Source organism: Microvirga rosea, from assembly GCF_020595095.1.
Classification (GTDB): Bacteria; Pseudomonadota; Alphaproteobacteria; order Rhizobiales; family Beijerinckiaceae; genus Microvirga; species Microvirga rosea.
In genome coordinates this window covers 16,305-32,586 of record NZ_JAJDOP010000009.1, presented here as the reverse complement: position 1 = coordinate 32,586, position 16,282 = coordinate 16,305, and the positions used below count along the sequence as shown (strand labels likewise).

The window sequence follows — 16,282 nt, the reverse complement described above, 5'->3', positions numbered from 1 at the left end:
CGTCGTCATTCGGCCGCTTGCGCGGCCGTCTCCTTCTCGTTCCCGACGCTTGCACCGGACCACCAGGAGCGGAGGCGAATGGAAAGGCTGTCCAGGTAGAGATAGATGACCGGCGTCGTGAAGAGGGTGAGAGCCTGGCTGACGATGAGCCCGCCGACGATGGCGTAGCCGAGGGGCTGGCGGATTTCGGAACCCGTCCCGTGGCCGAGCATCAACGGCACGCCGCCGAGCAGGGCCGCCATCGTGGTCATCATGATCGGCCTGAAGCGTAGGAGAGCGGCCTGGCGAATGGCCTGAACCGGCGGGAGCTTTTCGTGACGCTCGGCGCTGATCGCAAAGTCCACCAGCATGATGCCGTTCTTCTTGACGATGCCGATCAGCAGGATCACGCCGATAAAGGCGATCAGGCTGAAGTCGATTCCGAAGAGCATCAGGGTCGCGAAGGCTCCGAGCCCCGCGGAGGGCAGCGTCGACAGGATCGTGATGGGATGGACATAGCTCTCGTAGAGAATCCCGAGGATCAGATAAACCACCACGAGCGCCGCCACGATCAGCAGCGGAACCGTCGCGAGCGAAGCCTGGAACGCCTGCGCGTTGCCCTGGAAGGTGCCGGACAGGGAACCCGGCACATTGAGCTCGGCCACCGCCCGTTGGATCGCCTGCGTGGCTTCTCCCAAGGCGGCATCCTCCGCCAGATTGAAACTGATCGTGATCGCCGGAAACTGCCCCTGGTGATTGATGCTCAGCGGAGCCGTCTTGCGGGTCGTCCAGCTTGTGAAGGTTGAGAGCGGCACCTGATCGCCGGTGATGGGCGACTTGAGATAGATCTTGCTCAAGGTCTGTGTATCGCCCTGGAGTTCAGGCAGGATCTCCATGATCACGTTGTAGCTGTTGAGCTGCGTGAAATACTGGGTGACCTGGCGCTGTCCGAAGGCGTCATACAGGGTATCGTCGATCAGTTGCGGCGTGAAGCCGAAGCGCGATGCCTGATCCCGGTTGATGGTCAATGTCAGCGTCGTCCCGCTCGCTTGCTGGTCCGTTGCGACGTCACGCAGCTCCGGCAGGGTCTTCAGTTTTTCGAGAATTTTCGGTGCCCACTCATTGAGCTCCTCCAAGTTCGCATCCTGAAGCGTGTACTGATACTGGGTGCGAGATTGACGTCCGCCCACGTTGATGTCCTGGGCCGCCTGAAGGAAAAGCCGGATCCCCTCGACCTTGTCGATCTGCGGGCGCAGGCGCGCGATGACCTGCGTCGCGGATTCGGTCCGCTCGGATTTGGGCTTGAGAGTGATGTACATGCGGCCCGTGTTCAGGGTCGATGCGCCACCGCCCGCGCCGATGGACATCGCATAGGTCGCAACCGCCGGGTCCTGGGCGATGATCGCGCCAAGCGCCTCCTGACGCCTGTACATGTCGTCGAACGAGATATCCTGCGCGGCTTCGGTCGTGCCGACGAGGAAACCCGTATCCTGCTGCGGAAAGAAACCCTTCGGAATCACGATGAAGAGCCAGACCGTGGCTCCCAGAGTGGCGAAAAACACAAGAAGCGTCGTGAACCTGTGGCGGAGGACGAAATCGAGACCGCGTTCGTAAGCGCGCTCCAGTCTGTTGAAGAGACTTTCCATCCAGACATAAAGCCGCCCATGTCCCTCGTCCTGATCGCGGGATTTCAGCAGCCGCGCCGCCATCATCGGCGTCAGTGTCAGGGATACGACGGCCGAAACGACGATGGTCATCGCCATGACAACCGAAAATTCCCGGAACAGACGCCCGACGATACCTCCCATCAGGAGGAGCGGGATGAACACCGCCACGAGGGAAATGCTGATCGACAGGATCGTGAATCCGATCTCGCCCGCGCCCTTGTAGGCGGCCTCCACGGGATTCTCGCCGGCCTCCACGTGCCGTACGATGTTTTCAAGCATCACGATCGCATCGTCGACGACGAAGCCGACCGAGATCGTGAGGGCCATGAGCGAAAGGTTGTCCAGGCTGTAACCGGCGAGGTACATCAAGCCCGCGGTGCCGAGAAGTGCGAGGGGCACCGTTACGCTCGGGATGACGGTCGCCCAAAGCCGGCGCAGGAACAGGAAGATCACGAGCACCACGAGCGCGATGGTGATCAGAAGAGTGAACTGCACATCGGCCACGGACGCGCGGATGGTCAGGGTGCGATCGCTCAGGATTCCGATCTGGATCGCCGGCGGCAGAGCCGCTTGGAGCCGTGGCAGCTCCGCCTTGATCCGATTGACGGTCTCGATGACGTTCGCCCCTGGTTGCTTGAAGACGATGAGGAAGACTCCCCGTTTCCCGTTCGCCCATGCGGCAAGCTTCGTGTTCGCCGGGCCGGAGACGGCCTGCCCGATGTCGCGGACACGAACCGGCGCTCCGTTCTGGTAGGATACGATGACGTTGTTCCACTCTTCCGCTTTGAGGAGCTGATCGTTGGCATAAATCGTGAAACTGCGCGTCTCGCCGTCGATGGTGCCTTTCGGACTGTCGACCGTCGAAATGGCGAGCTGGGCGCGGATGTCCTCAAGGGAGAGGTTCTTGTTGACGAGCTTTGTCGGATCGATCTGAACTCTGATGGAAGGCTTCTGCTCGCCGCCGATCACGACCTGCGACACGCCTGAAATCTGACTGACCTGCTGGGCGAGCTTCGTGTCGACGTTGTCGTCCACGTCCGTGAGCGGCAGCGTGTCCGAGGTCGCCGAGATGATCAGGATCGGGGTATCGGCCGGGTTGACCTTCCGATAGGTGGGAGGCGACGGCAGGTTTTTCGGCAATTGCCCGCCGGCCGCGTTGATGGCGGACTGAACGTCCTGCGCCGCGGCATCGATATTGCGGTCGAGGTCGAACTGGATCGTGATCGACGTCGAGCCGAGAGCGCTCGCCGACGACATCTGCGTCACGCCGGGAATCTGACCGAATTGCCGCTCCAACGGCTGGGCGACCGACGAGGCCATCGTCTCCGGGCTCGCCCCCGGAAGCGATGCGGAGACCTGGATCGTCGGAAAGTCGATTTGCGGAAGCGGCGCGACCGGCAGAAGCGGATAGGCCGCAAGTCCTGCCAGGAGAATGCCGATCATCAGCAGCGTTGTCGCGACCGGATAGCGAATGAAAGGCGCCGAAATACCGCCGCCCATGCTACTTCTCCTCGGTCGCCACCTGCTGCGGCGCGTTGTCGGCAACCTGTACGCTCGCACCGGGTTGAAGCCGGTAATGACCGGCGGTCACGACCGTTTCGCCGATGGCGAGGCCTTTCTCGATGACCGCCTTGTCCTTGGTGATCAGGCCGACTTCGATCGCCCGCATCTCGACGGTCTTGTCGGGCTTGACGACATAGGCGTAGAGGCCTTGCGGTCCCCGCTGCACGGCGGTGCTGGGTACGGCGGCGACACCCGTCAGCGTTCGCACGAGAAGCCGCGTGTCGACGGTCATCCCCGGCCACAGGGCATGATCCTTATTGGCGAATTGGGCCTTGAGACGGACGGTGCCGGTGGCCGTATCCACCTGATTGTTGACGAGCGTCAGCTCTCCTTCCACGGGAGGATCCTTGGCGTTCGATGATGTCGCCCAGACCTTCAGGGGCGCTTGTGCCTGCGCCCTGTTGATGCCCACAAGCTCCGCCTCGGGTGCGGTGAACAGAACGGCGATCGGCTCGATCTGGACGACCTGAACGATTCCGTTCGCATCGCCGGCATGCACGATGTTGCCCTGATCGACCTGCCTCAAGCCCGTGCGGCCCGAAAGGGGCGAGCGGATCGTCGTGTAACCGAGCTGGGTCGTGGCGTTGTCGATGGCGGCCTGGTCCGCCTGGATCTGGGCCTCGAGGGCATTCATGTTCGCCTGTTGCTCGTCGAACTGCTGCTTGGACGCGAAATCACGTGTCAGAAGTTGCCGGGTCCGCTCGAGGTCCGCCTTGACGCTGACGAGCTGGGCCTCATCCTGCGCTTTCTTGGCGACGGCCTGATCGAGGGAGGCCTGGAATGGGCGCGGGTCGATCTGCAGGAGCAAATCGCCTTCCTTCACCATTTGCCCTTCCTGAAAGGCGATCTTCTCGATCTGACCATCAACCCGGCTGCGGATGGTCACCGTATTGAGGGCCTGAACGGACCCGAGACCTGTGAGATAGAGCGGGACATCGCTTGCCTCGACCGGGGCCGCTTGAACGGGGATGGACGCTGCAGCCTGAGTGCGAGCCGAAGCCGGTTGCCCGCGCCGCCCGTCGTACCACTTCCAGCCGGACCAACCGCCGAACGCAACAGCAAGCAAGACGGCACCGGCGATTGCAGCTCGGGACGCCCCTCCGGTTTGACGAGGCCTTTCAACCATGGCTCTCCCCGTTGTGCATGCGCATGCAGCTAGGGTGCGATCAGTCAACGTATCCGGGCTCGGAGCCTACACGCTTTCGTGCGCGGCGTTGAGTTTTTCCTTCGCCGACCGTGAAACGGCCGACATCCGACGGCAAGCCCTTCTCAGAAGGTCATAAGAGGCATCGCCTCAATGGTGACCTGAGGCAGACCGCGATCCTGCAGCGCCGTCCGCATGGGCGCGCTCAGACCCGTACCCGCCGTGAAGACCGCGATGGCCTCATCGTCGTCCCCCTCATGTCCGGGCACAGGTTCCCCCATGAGATGAACGACGCGCCGGGCGATGGCCGGAGCCGGATCGATCCAGGTAACGGGCCAGGGAGCCAGGGTCCGGAAGCGCGACAGGAGCAGCGGATAATGGGTACAGCTCAGGGCCACCACATCCGTGCGGCCGCTCTCGCCCGCGATGAAGCAGGGCTGAAGTTCGGCGAGCAGCTCCTCGTCAGAGACGGGCGTCCCCGCCATTTCAGCCTCGGCGAAGCCCGCCAGGCGGCGGGAGCCGACGAGATTGACCTTGCAGTGCCCCGCATAGGTCTCGACGAGATCGCGGGTATAGTCTCGCGCCACCGTCGCGGGCGTGGCGAGCACGGTGACATGGCCGGTCCGGCTCGCGAGCGCCGCCGGCTTGATGGCCGGAACTGTGCCGACAAAGGGCACAGGGAACCGTGCCCGCAGATGCGGCAGCACAACGGTCGAAGCGGTGTTGCAGGCGACCACCACGAGCTGCGGGTCGTAGAGGCCGATCAGTCGCTCCATGACCGTCTGAACGCGGGCGACCACTGCCTCCTCGCTCAACCGCCCATAGGGAAAGCCCGCATCGTCGGCCGCGTAGACGAAGCGCGCATCCGGACGGGCCCTCAGGACTTCCGAGAATACCGTGAGGCCGCCAAGGCCTGAATCGAAGACGAGGATCGTGGGAACGGGAGCCGGCATGGCGGCAGGGTTATAGACCGTTCCGGCCAGAAGATCGACCTGCATCCAAAACCTCCAACCCCGTCTCAGGACCGGTTGCCGAGGAATTCCGACAAGCTCTGCCGGTTGTCCGTCGGGATGAGGTTGAGCTTGCGGCGCGGGCCCTTTTCCGGTTTTTCCTCCTCCGCCTGACCTTTCGGAATCTGTGCCGAGAGGCGGCGCACGGGCCAGCCGTCCGACCATGTCCCCATATCGATGAACTTCGGATCGCGCGCGAGGCTCATCGCGTCGCGGCCGGCGAAGGCGGCATCGGCCGCCATGTCGAACGTTTTCCAGAAGGCCAGATAATCCAGGGTATCGGTAGGATTATTGCCGAGCTGGGCGGTCAGGATGGTCTGTTCCCCGGAGAGCGCCATGTCGGCGCTCCAGCGCCAGGTGTTTTTTTGCTTCGGATCCTTTGGCGGGTCCGACGGTATCTTGATGGCCGCGGCATCGTAATCGGGCTTGGGCGCCCCCGGCGACGCAAGCGTGGCCGTCAGGGCGGGGAAGCCGTGATCGTCGGAGCCTGCGCGCATGAACAGCTTGCGGCTGGCGGCAACGGTTTCCGTCTCCTTCAGAATGCGCCGCGCTGCCCGATCGGTCGGAAGATAGTCGCGGTCGCCGCTCAGGGTGATCAGGAGCGTGGACGGGTCGAGCGCGGACAGATCCGCCAGAAGAATTCCCCGCGCCTTGGCATCGGACGCGATGCCTCCCGGCATGACGCCGAAGATCAGCTTCGGCGTAGGCAGCCCTTCGTCCTTTCCCGCCGCCGCAAGGTTCAGGGCAATAGGCACCCCGGCCAAGTGGCCGATATAGGCAACGCGGTTGAGATCCGGCCGCGCGGCCGGATCGGAGGCGAGCGTCTCGAGGGTGTTCTTGACGAGCCCCCCAGCAATGGCCGAGGCGTCGGCGGGACGGGTGCGGTTCACGTCCTGGAAACGGGGAAAGAGAACCAGGTAGCCCTTGCGCGCCAGATGATCGAGCCAGCCGCCATAGGCACCCGGATTGGTGGCTCCCCAGGAATGGAAGAACACGACAACCGGCCTCGGCGCGGTCGCCGTTTCCGAGCCGTGGAAAGCGAAGGTCGCGGCGCTCGCCGTTCCGACTGCCCGTTTCACCACCTGGGCGACGGGATAGTCCGTGCCGCCGGGCCCCTGCTCGGGTTGCTTGGGCGGAGAAGCGGCAAAGGCCGATGAGGAAAGGAGGCAGGAGCAGGCGAGGAGAAAGCTGGCAACGGGGCGGCGCATCATGCGTCTCTGGGATGATCCACGAGCGAGGACTTCGCTCACCCCATATAAACATAGGAACTTTAACGGTTTCTCAAGCGACGTCCTTCCGCAAGGGCACGAATCGCTCCCCGAAGGGTCCGTACGTCCTGCTCGGAAAGCTCAAGGCGGTGGAGAATGTCACGCATGTTGCGCGCCATGATCGGCTTCTTGTCTTCCGGGTAGAAATTCACTGCCTCGAGTTCGGTCTCGATATAGTCGAAGAACGAGACGAGCATTTCCCGCGGGGCGGGCGGAGCCTGCTGCCCTCCGGCGAAGGGAAGCGCTCCGCCGGTTGCCCGGCGCTGCCATTCATAGGACATGAGGAGCACCGCCTGCGCGAGATTGAGGGACGAGAATTTCGGGTCGACCGGAAAGGTCACGATGGCATCGGCCAGCGAAATTTCGTCATTCTCCAGCCCGGTCCGCTCGCGCCCGAACAGGACCCCAACCCCCTGCCCCGCCGCGATCCGCGCCTGCGCCTCCCCCATGGCGGCATCCGGGCCGAAGACGCGCTTCATCTGGCCGCGCTCCCGGGCCGTCGTCGCCAGAACATAGTGGAGATCGGCGATCGCCTCCCGCGCCGTCGCGAAAAGCTTCGCGTTCTCGAGGATATGCGTCGCACCGGAAGCCGCCGAATGAGCCCCTTTTTTCGGCCACCCGTTGCGCGGCGCTACGAGGCGCAGTTCCGACAGGCAGAAATTCGCCATGGCGCGAGCCACCATGCCGATGTTCTCGGCAAGTTGCGGTTCCACGAGAATGATGACGGGGTGATGCATGGAGGCTCTCGAAAAGGCGGGACGCAGCCGAAGGGATGTCGTGGGACCGGGATCGAAGTCAATGGAATGTCGTACCAAGGCCACGGGGCACAGACCAAGGCCGATTGTTCAGCGCTAAGCCAACGAGAGCGATCATGAATAGCTGTAATACGGTGTCATGCGGGAGCAGGCCCTTCTCCAGCCACGCGACGAAACACCTCGAACTATTTCCCCGCTCGAACGAGGGGTGTCAATTCACGAACATGCGGCTAGGCTCAGGCATGCCCCGGTACGAAAGACAGATGCGCTCTTCTTATGAAGGGCAGCCAGCGGGACGATATTGCCGGGTTTCATTCAGCGACATGGTGCCATAAACCAAGGGGAAGCTCATGAATTCAGTAGTTGTCAGGCGACTGTCGCCGGACGAATGGCCAGCCGCGTACCCGATCATTGCTCAACTACGTAACTTGCAGGAAGACGTGTTCATAGAGCGCGTTCGCCGGCAAACCTATTCAGGGTACGAGCTTGTGGGGGCCTTTGACGACGGTCGCTTGATCGGCGTGATGGGAATGAGGCCCGTGCACACGCTTGCGCGTGGGTCGCATCTGCATGTGGATGATCTGGTGGTCGATACCTCTTGCCGAACGACAGGCGCGGGACGCTCGTTGATGACTTTCGCCGAAAAAGAGGCTCGCTCTCGCGGCATGTCATCCGTATTCCTGGACGCAAGAAAAGACGCCATTCCCTTCTATGAACGGATCGGCTTCGAGTTCCACCCTGCTCCCTCCATGAAGAAGATCCTGGCTTGAAGCCGCCGCAGCGGCGTACAAAAAAGCCCTTCCACCGAGATTTCGGGGAAGGGCTCGAATTTCAGGACCTTTAAGACGACAATTCGTCTTTCAGACCGCTATTGGACGCTTACCAGCAGCCCCAGCCGCAGTAGTAGTGCGGACGAGCGGCAGCAGCGCCGATGGCGGCACCGCCGAGGACGCCGACAGCCGTGCCGACCGCAACCTGCGACGCAGCCTGGTTCGACTGAGCAACGTTGTTGCGGAAGTTGGCGTTGGTGCAGCGCTCATAGGCACGCGTGCCAGGCTTCAGGCCCGACTCGATGCAGACGTTCTGAGCGTTGGCCATGGATTGTTCCGACGTCTGGCAGCCAGCCAGAGCCATGGCGGTGACGCCGATTCCGATGATGATGGCAAGACGCATTGTCAGCTCCCCGTATGAAGTTCAGCAAAATAGCCCAGGTGATCCAAAATAAAATATCATCTCAGGAGTCAAGCGATATTACGTTAGGTAGTCTGGGCTGTGCACAAATTCATAACAGCCGAGCTCGGAAGGCGGTGCGGCAGCACACGAGAGCATAGAGCTTGGCGGGTTTATCGGAACTTCCCAACAGGTTCGTCATTTTTCAGGTCGTCCGACTATTTTCCGATCATCCCGTCTTTACGGAGTCCCGCCCGATGTCTCGGCTGCTTCTCCTGCCGGCTGCCCTTGGCTTTCTGCTCTTCGCAGCCGGCGCGACGTCAGCCGCGCCCGTGAACGCTCCGGCGGCGGAACCGCCCGCTCCCTTGTTTCATGGCCACTGGTGCGGCCTGGGGGACCAGAACCGCGAGGCTCCGGTCGATGCCCTCGATGCGGCCTGCCGGGCCCACGACCTCTGCTATGAGCGTCTCGGCCGGAACGCCTGCGCCTGCGACCGGGCTTTTCTGAAGTCGACCGCCGGGCTCATTAAAAGCCCTCGGACCGACGAATCTCTCCGCAGCAAGGCCGCCACCGCCAATTCCCTGTTCAGTGCCACCCCTTGCGTCGAGCCGCAGCGCCCCCGTGCCCGGGCGGCAAAGCGCTGAGTTCCCGCCGAAAGTCGACCCTTCCCCCCTGAGCCTAGTCGCGCTATAGCCCGCGCCACGACGTCTGCCGCCCGGCAGGCGACTTTCCCGATTCAAGCGCAAGGTGAGATCATGGCGAAGATCAAGGTTGCCAATCCGGTCGTCGAGCTCGACGGCGATGAGATGACCCGTATTATTTGGCACTTCATCAAAGAAAAGCTGATCCACCCCTATCTCGACATCGACCTCAAGTACTACGACCTGGGCGTCGAGCACCGGGATGCGACCAATGACAAGGTGACGGTGGAGGCTGCCGAGGCGATCAAGAAGTACGGCGTCGGCGTGAAGTGCGCCACCATCACGCCGGACGAAGCCCGCGTGAAGGAATTCAACCTGAAGGAGATGTGGAAGTCGCCGAACGGCACGATCCGCAACATCCTCGGCGGCGTGATCTTCCGCGAGCCCATCATCTGCAAGAACGTGCCGCGCCTCGTTCCGGGCTGGACCCAGCCGATCATCGTCGGCCGTCACGCCTTCGGCGATCAGTACAAGGCCACCGACTTCAAGGTGCCCGGCAAGGGCCGTTTGACCATGAAGTTCGAAGGCGAAGACGGCACGGTCATCGAGAAGGAAATCTTCAAGTTCCCGGATGCCGGCGTCGCCATGGGCATGTACAACCTCGACGAGTCGATCCGCGAGTTCGCCCGCGCCTCGATGAATTACGGCCTGAACCGCAAGTATCCGGTCTACCTTTCCACGAAGAACACCATCCTCAAGGCCTATGACGGCCGCTTCAAGGACATCTTCGAGGAAGTCTACCAGAACGAGTTCAAGGCGAAGTTCGATGCTGCCGGCATCACCTATGAGCACCGCCTGATCGACGACATGGTGGCTTCGGCCCTCAAGTGGTCCGGTGGCTATGTTTGGGCCTGTAAGAACTACGACGGCGACGTCCAGTCGGACACCGTCGCGCAGGGCTTCGGCTCCCTCGGCCTCATGACCTCCGTGCTGATGACGCCGGACGGCAAGACGGTCGAGGCGGAAGCGGCCCACGGCACCGTGACCCGCCACTATCGCGAGCACCAGAAGGGCAAGGAGACCTCGACCAACTCCATCGCGTCGATCTTCGCCTGGACCCGTGGCCTCGCCCACCGCGCCAAGCTCGACGACAATGCGGAGCTCGCCAAGTTCGCCGCGACTCTCGAGAAGGTCTGCGTGGACACCGTGGAATCCGGCTACATGACGAAAGACCTCGCTCTCCTCGTCGGTGCCGAGCAGAAGTGGCTCTCCACCACCGGCTTCCTCGACAAGATCGACGAGAACCTCAAGAAGGCGATGTCGGCCTAAGTAGCCGTTCCGCGGCGCGTCGGACGCGCCGCATCATTCCATCGGTCAGGGCTTGCGAGACATTTTCATGCCCTGACCCTACACCCTGCCGACGCCCAAGCATTCCCATTTCATAGCGGCGATCCGCCGGATCAGCAGTCGGTCATCCCGTATAATCCTTGTCTGAATAGAGCGGTGCTCCAAATTCAGTTCCCCGAGAACAAGGATCTGCGCGCATGACCAACAACGTCCCTCCCGAAAGCTCCCTGGATTATGCCATTCGGGAATACCGCCGTCTGTTCGACGAGGCCCGGCGCGGCGAAAGGCCCTGGGATCATCAGGCGACCCTTCGCGCTCTGGCCCAGAAGACGGGCGTGACCGTTGAAGAGCTCGAAGCGGCCATTACGCCATCCGCACCCTGAAGCTGATATGTAGAGACAAGACGGCGGAGAGCCGCCGAGGAGGATCACCGCGTGTCGGAACAACACTCTCGTCCCGTCATGACCGGAGGCTGCCAATGCGGCGCCGTGCGCTATGCGCTGCAATCGGAGCCGACCCACGCCAGCATCTGCCATTGCCGCATGTGCCAAAAGGCCTTCGGGAACTATTTCGCGGCCTTGACAGGGATCGAGATGCAAGATCTCGTCTGGACGAAAGGCGCGCCAAGCATCTTCCGCAGTTCATCGGCAGCTGAACGCGGCTTCTGCCGGGATTGCGGCACGCCCCTCACCTATCGCTATCTGCGCGGCAACCGGATCACCGTTTCGATTGGAAGCCTCGACGAGCCGGAGCGTATCCAGCCCGAAATCCAATACGGTATCGAGAACCGGCTGCCGGCCTTCGAGCATCTTCACACCCTTCCGGGGGAGCGAACGGAAGACGGAACACCACCTGAGGAACTGGCCGCGATGGTGTCCTATCAGCATCCGGATCACGACTGACGGGCCGGGCCGCCGGTAAACCGAGGTCAGGTTCTGTTGATGGACACGCCCCCGTCGGCCAGGAGAGCGCTGCCGCTCGTGAAGCTCGATGCATCGGAGGCCAGATAAAGCGCGGAACGGGCGATCTCCTCCGGGCGCGCCAGACGCTTGAGGGCATGGAGCCCCTCCACGAAGGACTTCGCCTCGGGCGTGCTCATCCAGGCCTCGGCCATCGGGGTGTCCGTACCGCCCGGAAGCAACGCATTCACCCGGACGCCCTGGGGCCCGAACTCCGCCGCGAGAGCCTGTGTCAGGCCGATCAATCCGGATTTGCTCGCAGCATAGGACGCCGCACCGGGCATTCCCACCGTATGACCGACGAAGGTCGAGGTGAAGATGACGGAGCCGCCGCCCCGCGCCGCCATGGCGGGAATCTGGTACTTCGCACCAAGGAACGCGGCGGTGAGATTAACCGCGAGCGCCTCGTTCCAGCCTTCAAGGGAGACGTTGGGCGTCGGTCCCATCTCTCCGTTGACGCCCGCGTTGTTGAACGCCACGTCGAGACCGCCGAAGCGATCGATGGCCGTTTCCACCGAATGCCGCGCCAGGGATTCCTCGCGCACGTCCCCTGCAATCGCGACGGCCTTGCCGCCCGATCCTTCGATTTCGCGCACCAGTTGGTCGAGCACGTCGGCACGCCGTGCGATCACGATGACGTTTGCTCCCTCGCGGGCAAAAAGTTTCGCGGTGGCATAGCCGATTCCGGAGCTTGCTCCGGTAACGATCGCGGTCTTGTCGGTGAGACTTGTCATGGACGAAATCCTGTCTGGTTTGAACGCCGGAAGGATTGCGAAAATTCCAGATGGGACACGACCCGTTTTCAACGCCCGATTCCTGTGACGGCGCGTTCTCGCACGTCACACGGCTTCACGCCCGTTGCGGCGCTCTTCCATCTTTTGCCCGATATGGCGTGCCATTGCGGGATTTTCCGCGATCAGCTGATGCAGATCGTCGGCGTCGAGAACAAGAAGCTTGCAAGGTGTCACGGCGCGAACGGTGACGGTGCGGCGGCGGCGTTCCAGAACGCCATGCTCCCCGAAGAAGTCTCCCGGCCCGAGGCGGACATCCTCGCCCGGAACAACGACCTCCACCTCGCCTGAAGCGATCAGGTACACCGCGTGGGCATGCTCGCCCTTGTGGACGATGATTTCTCCAGGAGAACAGCTTTGCGAGCGCAGCCGGTGCATGATGGAAGCGACTTCGTCCACGCTCAGATCCGAAAAGAGCGGCACCCGCGCCACCATGCTCCAGGTGACGATGAAATCCCGGCGATGGATCTCCCGCGAGAACGCACTCGCGATGATGCCGACCGGGAGGGCGAGCATCACCAGCCCTGCTACAGCGGTCAGTCCGGCGATCATGCGTCCGAACGGAGTGACGGGCACGACATCGCCATACCCGACCGTCGTCAGAGTGATGATCGCCCAATACATCGCGTTGAGGATCGTGCCGAACTTTTCGGGCTGCACATCCCGTTCGGCGAAGTTCATGGCGGACGCCGCCAGAAGCATCACGCCGAGCAGGATGACGCCGCAGGCGATGAGAGCGCGGCGCTCGGAATAGATCGCTTCCATGAGGCTCGTCAGGCCTGGGGAATAACGGGCGAGCTTGAAGAAGCGGAAAAGCCTCAGCAATAGAAAAGCCCGGAGGCCTCCCACATCCCAATAGGCGAGATAGAAGGGGAGGATCGCCAGCAGATCGATGATGGATTGCGGCTGCATGGCCCAACGGAGCCGGGCACGACGGGCCGAAAGCTGACGCCAGGGCGCGTGCTCGGGGGCGCACCACAGCCGGGCCGCGTATTCCACCGTGAACAGGATCCCGCTGACGGCCTCGATCAGGATGAAGAGGCCGCGATAGGCGTGCCGGAAATCGGGCTCGCTTTCGAGCACCACGGCCGCCACGTTGATCACGATGAGAACGATCAGGGCGGCATGAACCGCGTGGACGATGGGTTCATCCACGCGGCTTCGTTCGAGAATCTCGTAGAGACGGCGTCGTGTCGGGTGCTTCCGCTCCCGGGACACGTGAAACCTCCCTATGCCGCCGTGGCGAGTGCCGCCTCGACGGCCGCGAGAGCCGCTTCCGCCTGCGCGCCGTCGGGTCCGCCGGCCTGCGCCATGTCCCGACGCCCGCCACCGCCCTTGCCTCCAAGCTTCTCGGCGCCGGCGCGAACGAGGCTCACCGCATCGACTTTCGCCGTGAGGTCTTCGGTGACGCCGACCACGATACCGGCCTTGCCGTCCTCGGCCACGCCGACGATCGCGACGACGCCGGAACCGAGACGCTTCTTGCCTTCGTCGGCGAGGCTCTTGAGGTCCTTCATCTCGACGCCCGAGACGGCGCGCGCCATGAGCTTGATTCCACCCACGTCCCGAACCGGATCGCTCTCGCTGGAACCGCCGCCCATGGCGAGCTTCCGGCGCGCCTCGGTCAGCTCACGTTCGAGCCGGCGCCGATCTTCGATCAGGGCCGTAAGGCGCTCCGAGGCCTCGTCCACAGGCGTTTTGAGAAGACTCGCGATTTCACGGAGCTTGCGGCTCTCATCGGCGAGATGGCGGCGGGCGGCATCGCCCGTCATGGCTTCGAGACGACGCACTCCCGCGGCGACAGCACTTTCGGACACGATGGTGATGAAGCCGATATCGCCTGTGCGGTTCACATGGGTGCCGCCGCAAAGTTCGACCGAAAAAGTCCTGTTGCCGTCGCCCTTGCCCATGGAGACGACGCGAACCTCATCGCCGTATTTTTCGCCGAAGAGCGCGCGAGCGCCGGATTCGATGGCTTCCTCGACGCCCATCAACTTGGTGACCACGGGCTCGTTCTGCAGAAGCACCCGATTGGCGATGCCCTCGACCTGCGCCAGCTCGTCGTCGCCGATGGGCTTGGGATGGCTGAAGTCAAAGCGCAGACGGTCGGGAGCCACGAGGGAGCCCTTCTGGGCGACGTGATCGCCCAGCACCTGGCGCAAGGCCTCGTGCAGGAGGTGCGTGGCCGAATGGTTGGCGCGCACGGCCGAGCGGCGCTCATGATCGACGATGAGCTCCATCGATTGGCTCAGCTTCAGCGTTCCGTGCTCGACGAGAACGTGGTGGACGAAAAGATCGCCGAGCTTCTTCTCGGTGCCGGTGACCCGCGCACGCGCGCCCTCGCCTTGCATGATGCCCGTATCGCCGACCTGCCCGCCGGACTCGCCGTAGAAAGGGGTCTGGTTCAGAACCGCAAGACCGGTCTCGCCGGCCTTGAGCTCGGTGACTTCCCGGCCGTCCTTCAGGAGCGCGAGAACGAGACCTTCGGCGGTCTCGGTGTCGTAGCCGAGGAACTCGGTTGCGCCGACACGCTCCTTGATTCCGAACCACACGGTCTCGGTCGCAGCCTCGCCGGAGCCCGACCAGGCGGCGCGGGCCTTTTCGCGCTGGCGCTCCATGGCGGCGTTGAACGCCTCCATATCGACACCGATTCCCCGCGGCTTCAACGCGTCCTGCGTCAGGTCGAGAGGGAACCCATAGGTGTCGTAGAGGGTGAAAGCGGTCTCTCCGGAGAGGTTCTCGCCCTTGTCGAGGCTGCGCGTCTCCTCGTCGAGGATCAGGAGGCCCCGCTCCAGGGTCTTGCGGAAGCGGCTTTCCTCGAGCTTGAGCGTTTCGGTGATCAGCGCCTCGGCGCGCACGAGCTCCGGATAAGCCTGTCCCATCTCGCGCACGAGCGTCGGCACGAGGCGGTACATGAGCGGATCCCGGGCGCCGAGGAGCTGCGCATGACGCATGGCGCGGCGCATGATGCGGCGAAGAACGTAACCGCGGCCCTCGTTCGACGGCAGCACGCCGTCAGCCACGAGAAAGCAGGAGGTTCTCAGGTGATCCGCGATCACGCGGTGCGAAGCCTTGCGGTCACCCTCCGGCGCGACGCCGGTCGCATGCGCCACGGCTTCGATGAGGGCGCGGAAAAGGTCGGTGTCGTAGTTCGAATGAACACCCTGCAGAATAGCGGAGATGCGCTCCAGGCCCATGCCCGTGTCGATCGACGGCTTGGGCAGGCCGATGCGGTTGCCGGGCTCGATCTGCTCGTATTGCATGAACACGAGGTTCCAGAATTCCAGGAACCGGTCGCCGTCTTCGTCGGGGCTTCCCGGAGGGCCGCCCCACAGGCTCTCGCCCTGGTCGATGAAGATTTCCGAGCACGGGCCGCAGGGGCCGGTATCGCCCATCTGCCAGAAATTGTCGGAGGTCGGGATGCGGATGATCTTGGAATCCGAGAAGCCGGCGATCTTCTTCCAGAGGTTCGCCGCCTCGTCGTCGTCGTGATAGACGGTGACGAGGAGCTTGTCCTTCGGCAGATCGAACTCTTTCGTGATCAGGTTCCAAGCAAGCTCGATCGCCCGATCCTTGAAATAGTCGCCGAACGAGAAATTGCCGAGCATCTCGAAGAAGGTGTGGTGGCGGGCCGTGTAGCCCACGTTGTCGAGATCGTTGTGCTTGCCCCCTGCCCGCACGCATTTCTGCGCCGTCGCCGCGCGGCTATAGGGGCGCTTCTCGGCACCGGTAAAGACGTTCTTGAACTGCACCATGCCGGCATTGGTGAACATCAGGGTCGGGTCGTTGCGCGGCACGAGGGGGCTCGATGCCACGACCTCATGGCCGTTCTTGGCGAAGTAATCGAGAAAGGTCGACCGGATTTCGTTGACGCCGCTCATGAAATTCAAAGCTCGGTAAGGGCAAAGCCCGAAAATTAAGGATGGTGGCCGGTTTTAGACGCAGGCTGTCCCGCTGTCGAGGCACGGTTGGGGCACTTTCGGCGGGA

General features: G+C 63.0%; 14 protein-coding genes. 5 read left to right on the top strand and 9 right to left on the bottom strand.

Annotation, left to right across the window (positions count from 1 at the left end; all coding sequences use genetic code 11):
- Nucleotides 1–5: 5 nt before the first annotated feature.
- The 5 genes from LJD17_RS18950 to LJD17_RS18930 form a co-directional block, all read right to left on the bottom strand.
- The gene (locus LJD17_RS18950; protein WP_227385776.1) at nt 6–3,146 is read right to left on the bottom strand and encodes a multidrug efflux RND transporter permease subunit; all 3,141 of its coding nucleotides are present in this window, start codon (nt 3,144–3,146) and stop codon (nt 6–8) included.
- Nucleotide 3,147: 1 nt separating this feature from the next.
- The gene (locus tag LJD17_RS18945; RefSeq protein WP_227385775.1) at nt 3,148–4,335 is read right to left on the bottom strand and encodes an efflux RND transporter periplasmic adaptor subunit; all 1,188 of its coding nucleotides are present in this window, start codon (nt 4,333–4,335) and stop codon (nt 3,148–3,150) included.
- Between the two features lie 143 nt (nt 4,336–4,478).
- Nucleotides 4,479–5,351, bottom strand: coding sequence for a glutamate racemase (murI, locus tag LJD17_RS18940; protein WP_227385774.1), 873 nt, complete (start codon nt 5,349–5,351; stop codon nt 4,479–4,481).
- 20 nt (nt 5,352–5,371) lie between these two features.
- A complete protein-coding gene (locus LJD17_RS18935; RefSeq protein WP_406600851.1) occupies nt 5,372–6,571 on the bottom strand; it encodes a dienelactone hydrolase family protein in 1,200 nt (399 codons plus the stop codon).
- A gap of 62 nt (nt 6,572–6,633) precedes the next feature.
- Entirely contained in the window at nt 6,634–7,368 is a 735-nt protein-coding gene (locus LJD17_RS18930) for an RNA methyltransferase (protein ID WP_227385772.1), read from the bottom strand.
- 368 nt (nt 7,369–7,736) lie between these two features.
- Between LJD17_RS18930 and LJD17_RS18925 the strand changes: the two genes are divergently transcribed.
- Complete coding sequence (locus tag LJD17_RS18925; protein WP_227385771.1) at nt 7,737–8,156, top strand: GNAT family N-acetyltransferase; 420 nt, start codon at nt 7,737–7,739, stop codon at nt 8,154–8,156.
- Nucleotides 8,157–8,265: 109 nt separating this feature from the next.
- Here the strand turns inward: LJD17_RS18925 and LJD17_RS18920 are convergent, their stop codons facing one another.
- Nucleotides 8,266–8,559, bottom strand: a complete 294-nt coding sequence (locus LJD17_RS18920) for a hypothetical protein (RefSeq protein WP_227385770.1) — start codon at nt 8,557–8,559, stop codon at nt 8,266–8,268.
- Between the two features lie 254 nt (nt 8,560–8,813).
- Between LJD17_RS18920 and LJD17_RS18915 the strand changes: the two genes are divergently transcribed.
- The 4 genes from LJD17_RS18915 (at nt 8,814) to LJD17_RS18900 (ending at nt 11,446) form a co-directional block, all read left to right on the top strand.
- Entirely contained in the window at nt 8,814–9,200 is a 387-nt protein-coding gene (locus LJD17_RS18915; RefSeq protein ID WP_227385769.1) for a phospholipase A2 family protein, read from the top strand.
- A 111-nt stretch (nt 9,201–9,311) separates the two neighbouring features.
- Entirely contained in the window at nt 9,312–10,526 is a 1,215-nt protein-coding gene (locus LJD17_RS18910; protein ID WP_227385768.1) for an NADP-dependent isocitrate dehydrogenase, read from the top strand.
- A gap of 215 nt (nt 10,527–10,741) precedes the next feature.
- Nucleotides 10,742–10,927, top strand: coding sequence for a hypothetical protein (locus LJD17_RS18905; protein WP_227385767.1), 186 nt, complete (start codon nt 10,742–10,744; stop codon nt 10,925–10,927).
- A gap of 78 nt (nt 10,928–11,005) precedes the next feature.
- The gene (locus LJD17_RS18900) at nt 11,006–11,446 is read left to right on the top strand and encodes a GFA family protein (RefSeq protein WP_227385865.1); all 441 of its coding nucleotides are present in this window, start codon (nt 11,006–11,008) and stop codon (nt 11,444–11,446) included.
- Nucleotides 11,447–11,472: 26 nt separating this feature from the next.
- On the opposite strand, the gene LJD17_RS18895 is transcribed toward LJD17_RS18900, so the two are convergent.
- The 3 genes from LJD17_RS18895 to alaS all read right to left on the bottom strand — a co-directional run bounded on the left by LJD17_RS18895 (nt 11,473) and on the right by alaS (nt 16,175).
- Nucleotides 11,473–12,237 (bottom strand): SDR family oxidoreductase, encoded by a 765-nt coding sequence (locus LJD17_RS18895; protein WP_227385766.1) that lies wholly within the window; start codon nt 12,235–12,237, stop codon nt 11,473–11,475.
- Nucleotides 12,238–12,342: 105 nt separating this feature from the next.
- Entirely contained in the window at nt 12,343–13,512 is a 1,170-nt protein-coding gene (locus LJD17_RS18890) for a cyclic nucleotide-gated ion channel (RefSeq protein WP_227385765.1), read from the bottom strand.
- An 11-nt stretch (nt 13,513–13,523) separates the two neighbouring features.
- A complete protein-coding gene (gene alaS / locus LJD17_RS18885; RefSeq protein WP_227385764.1) occupies nt 13,524–16,175 on the bottom strand; it encodes an alanine--tRNA ligase in 2,652 nt (883 codons plus the stop codon).
- Nucleotides 16,176–16,282 lie beyond the last annotated feature (107 nt).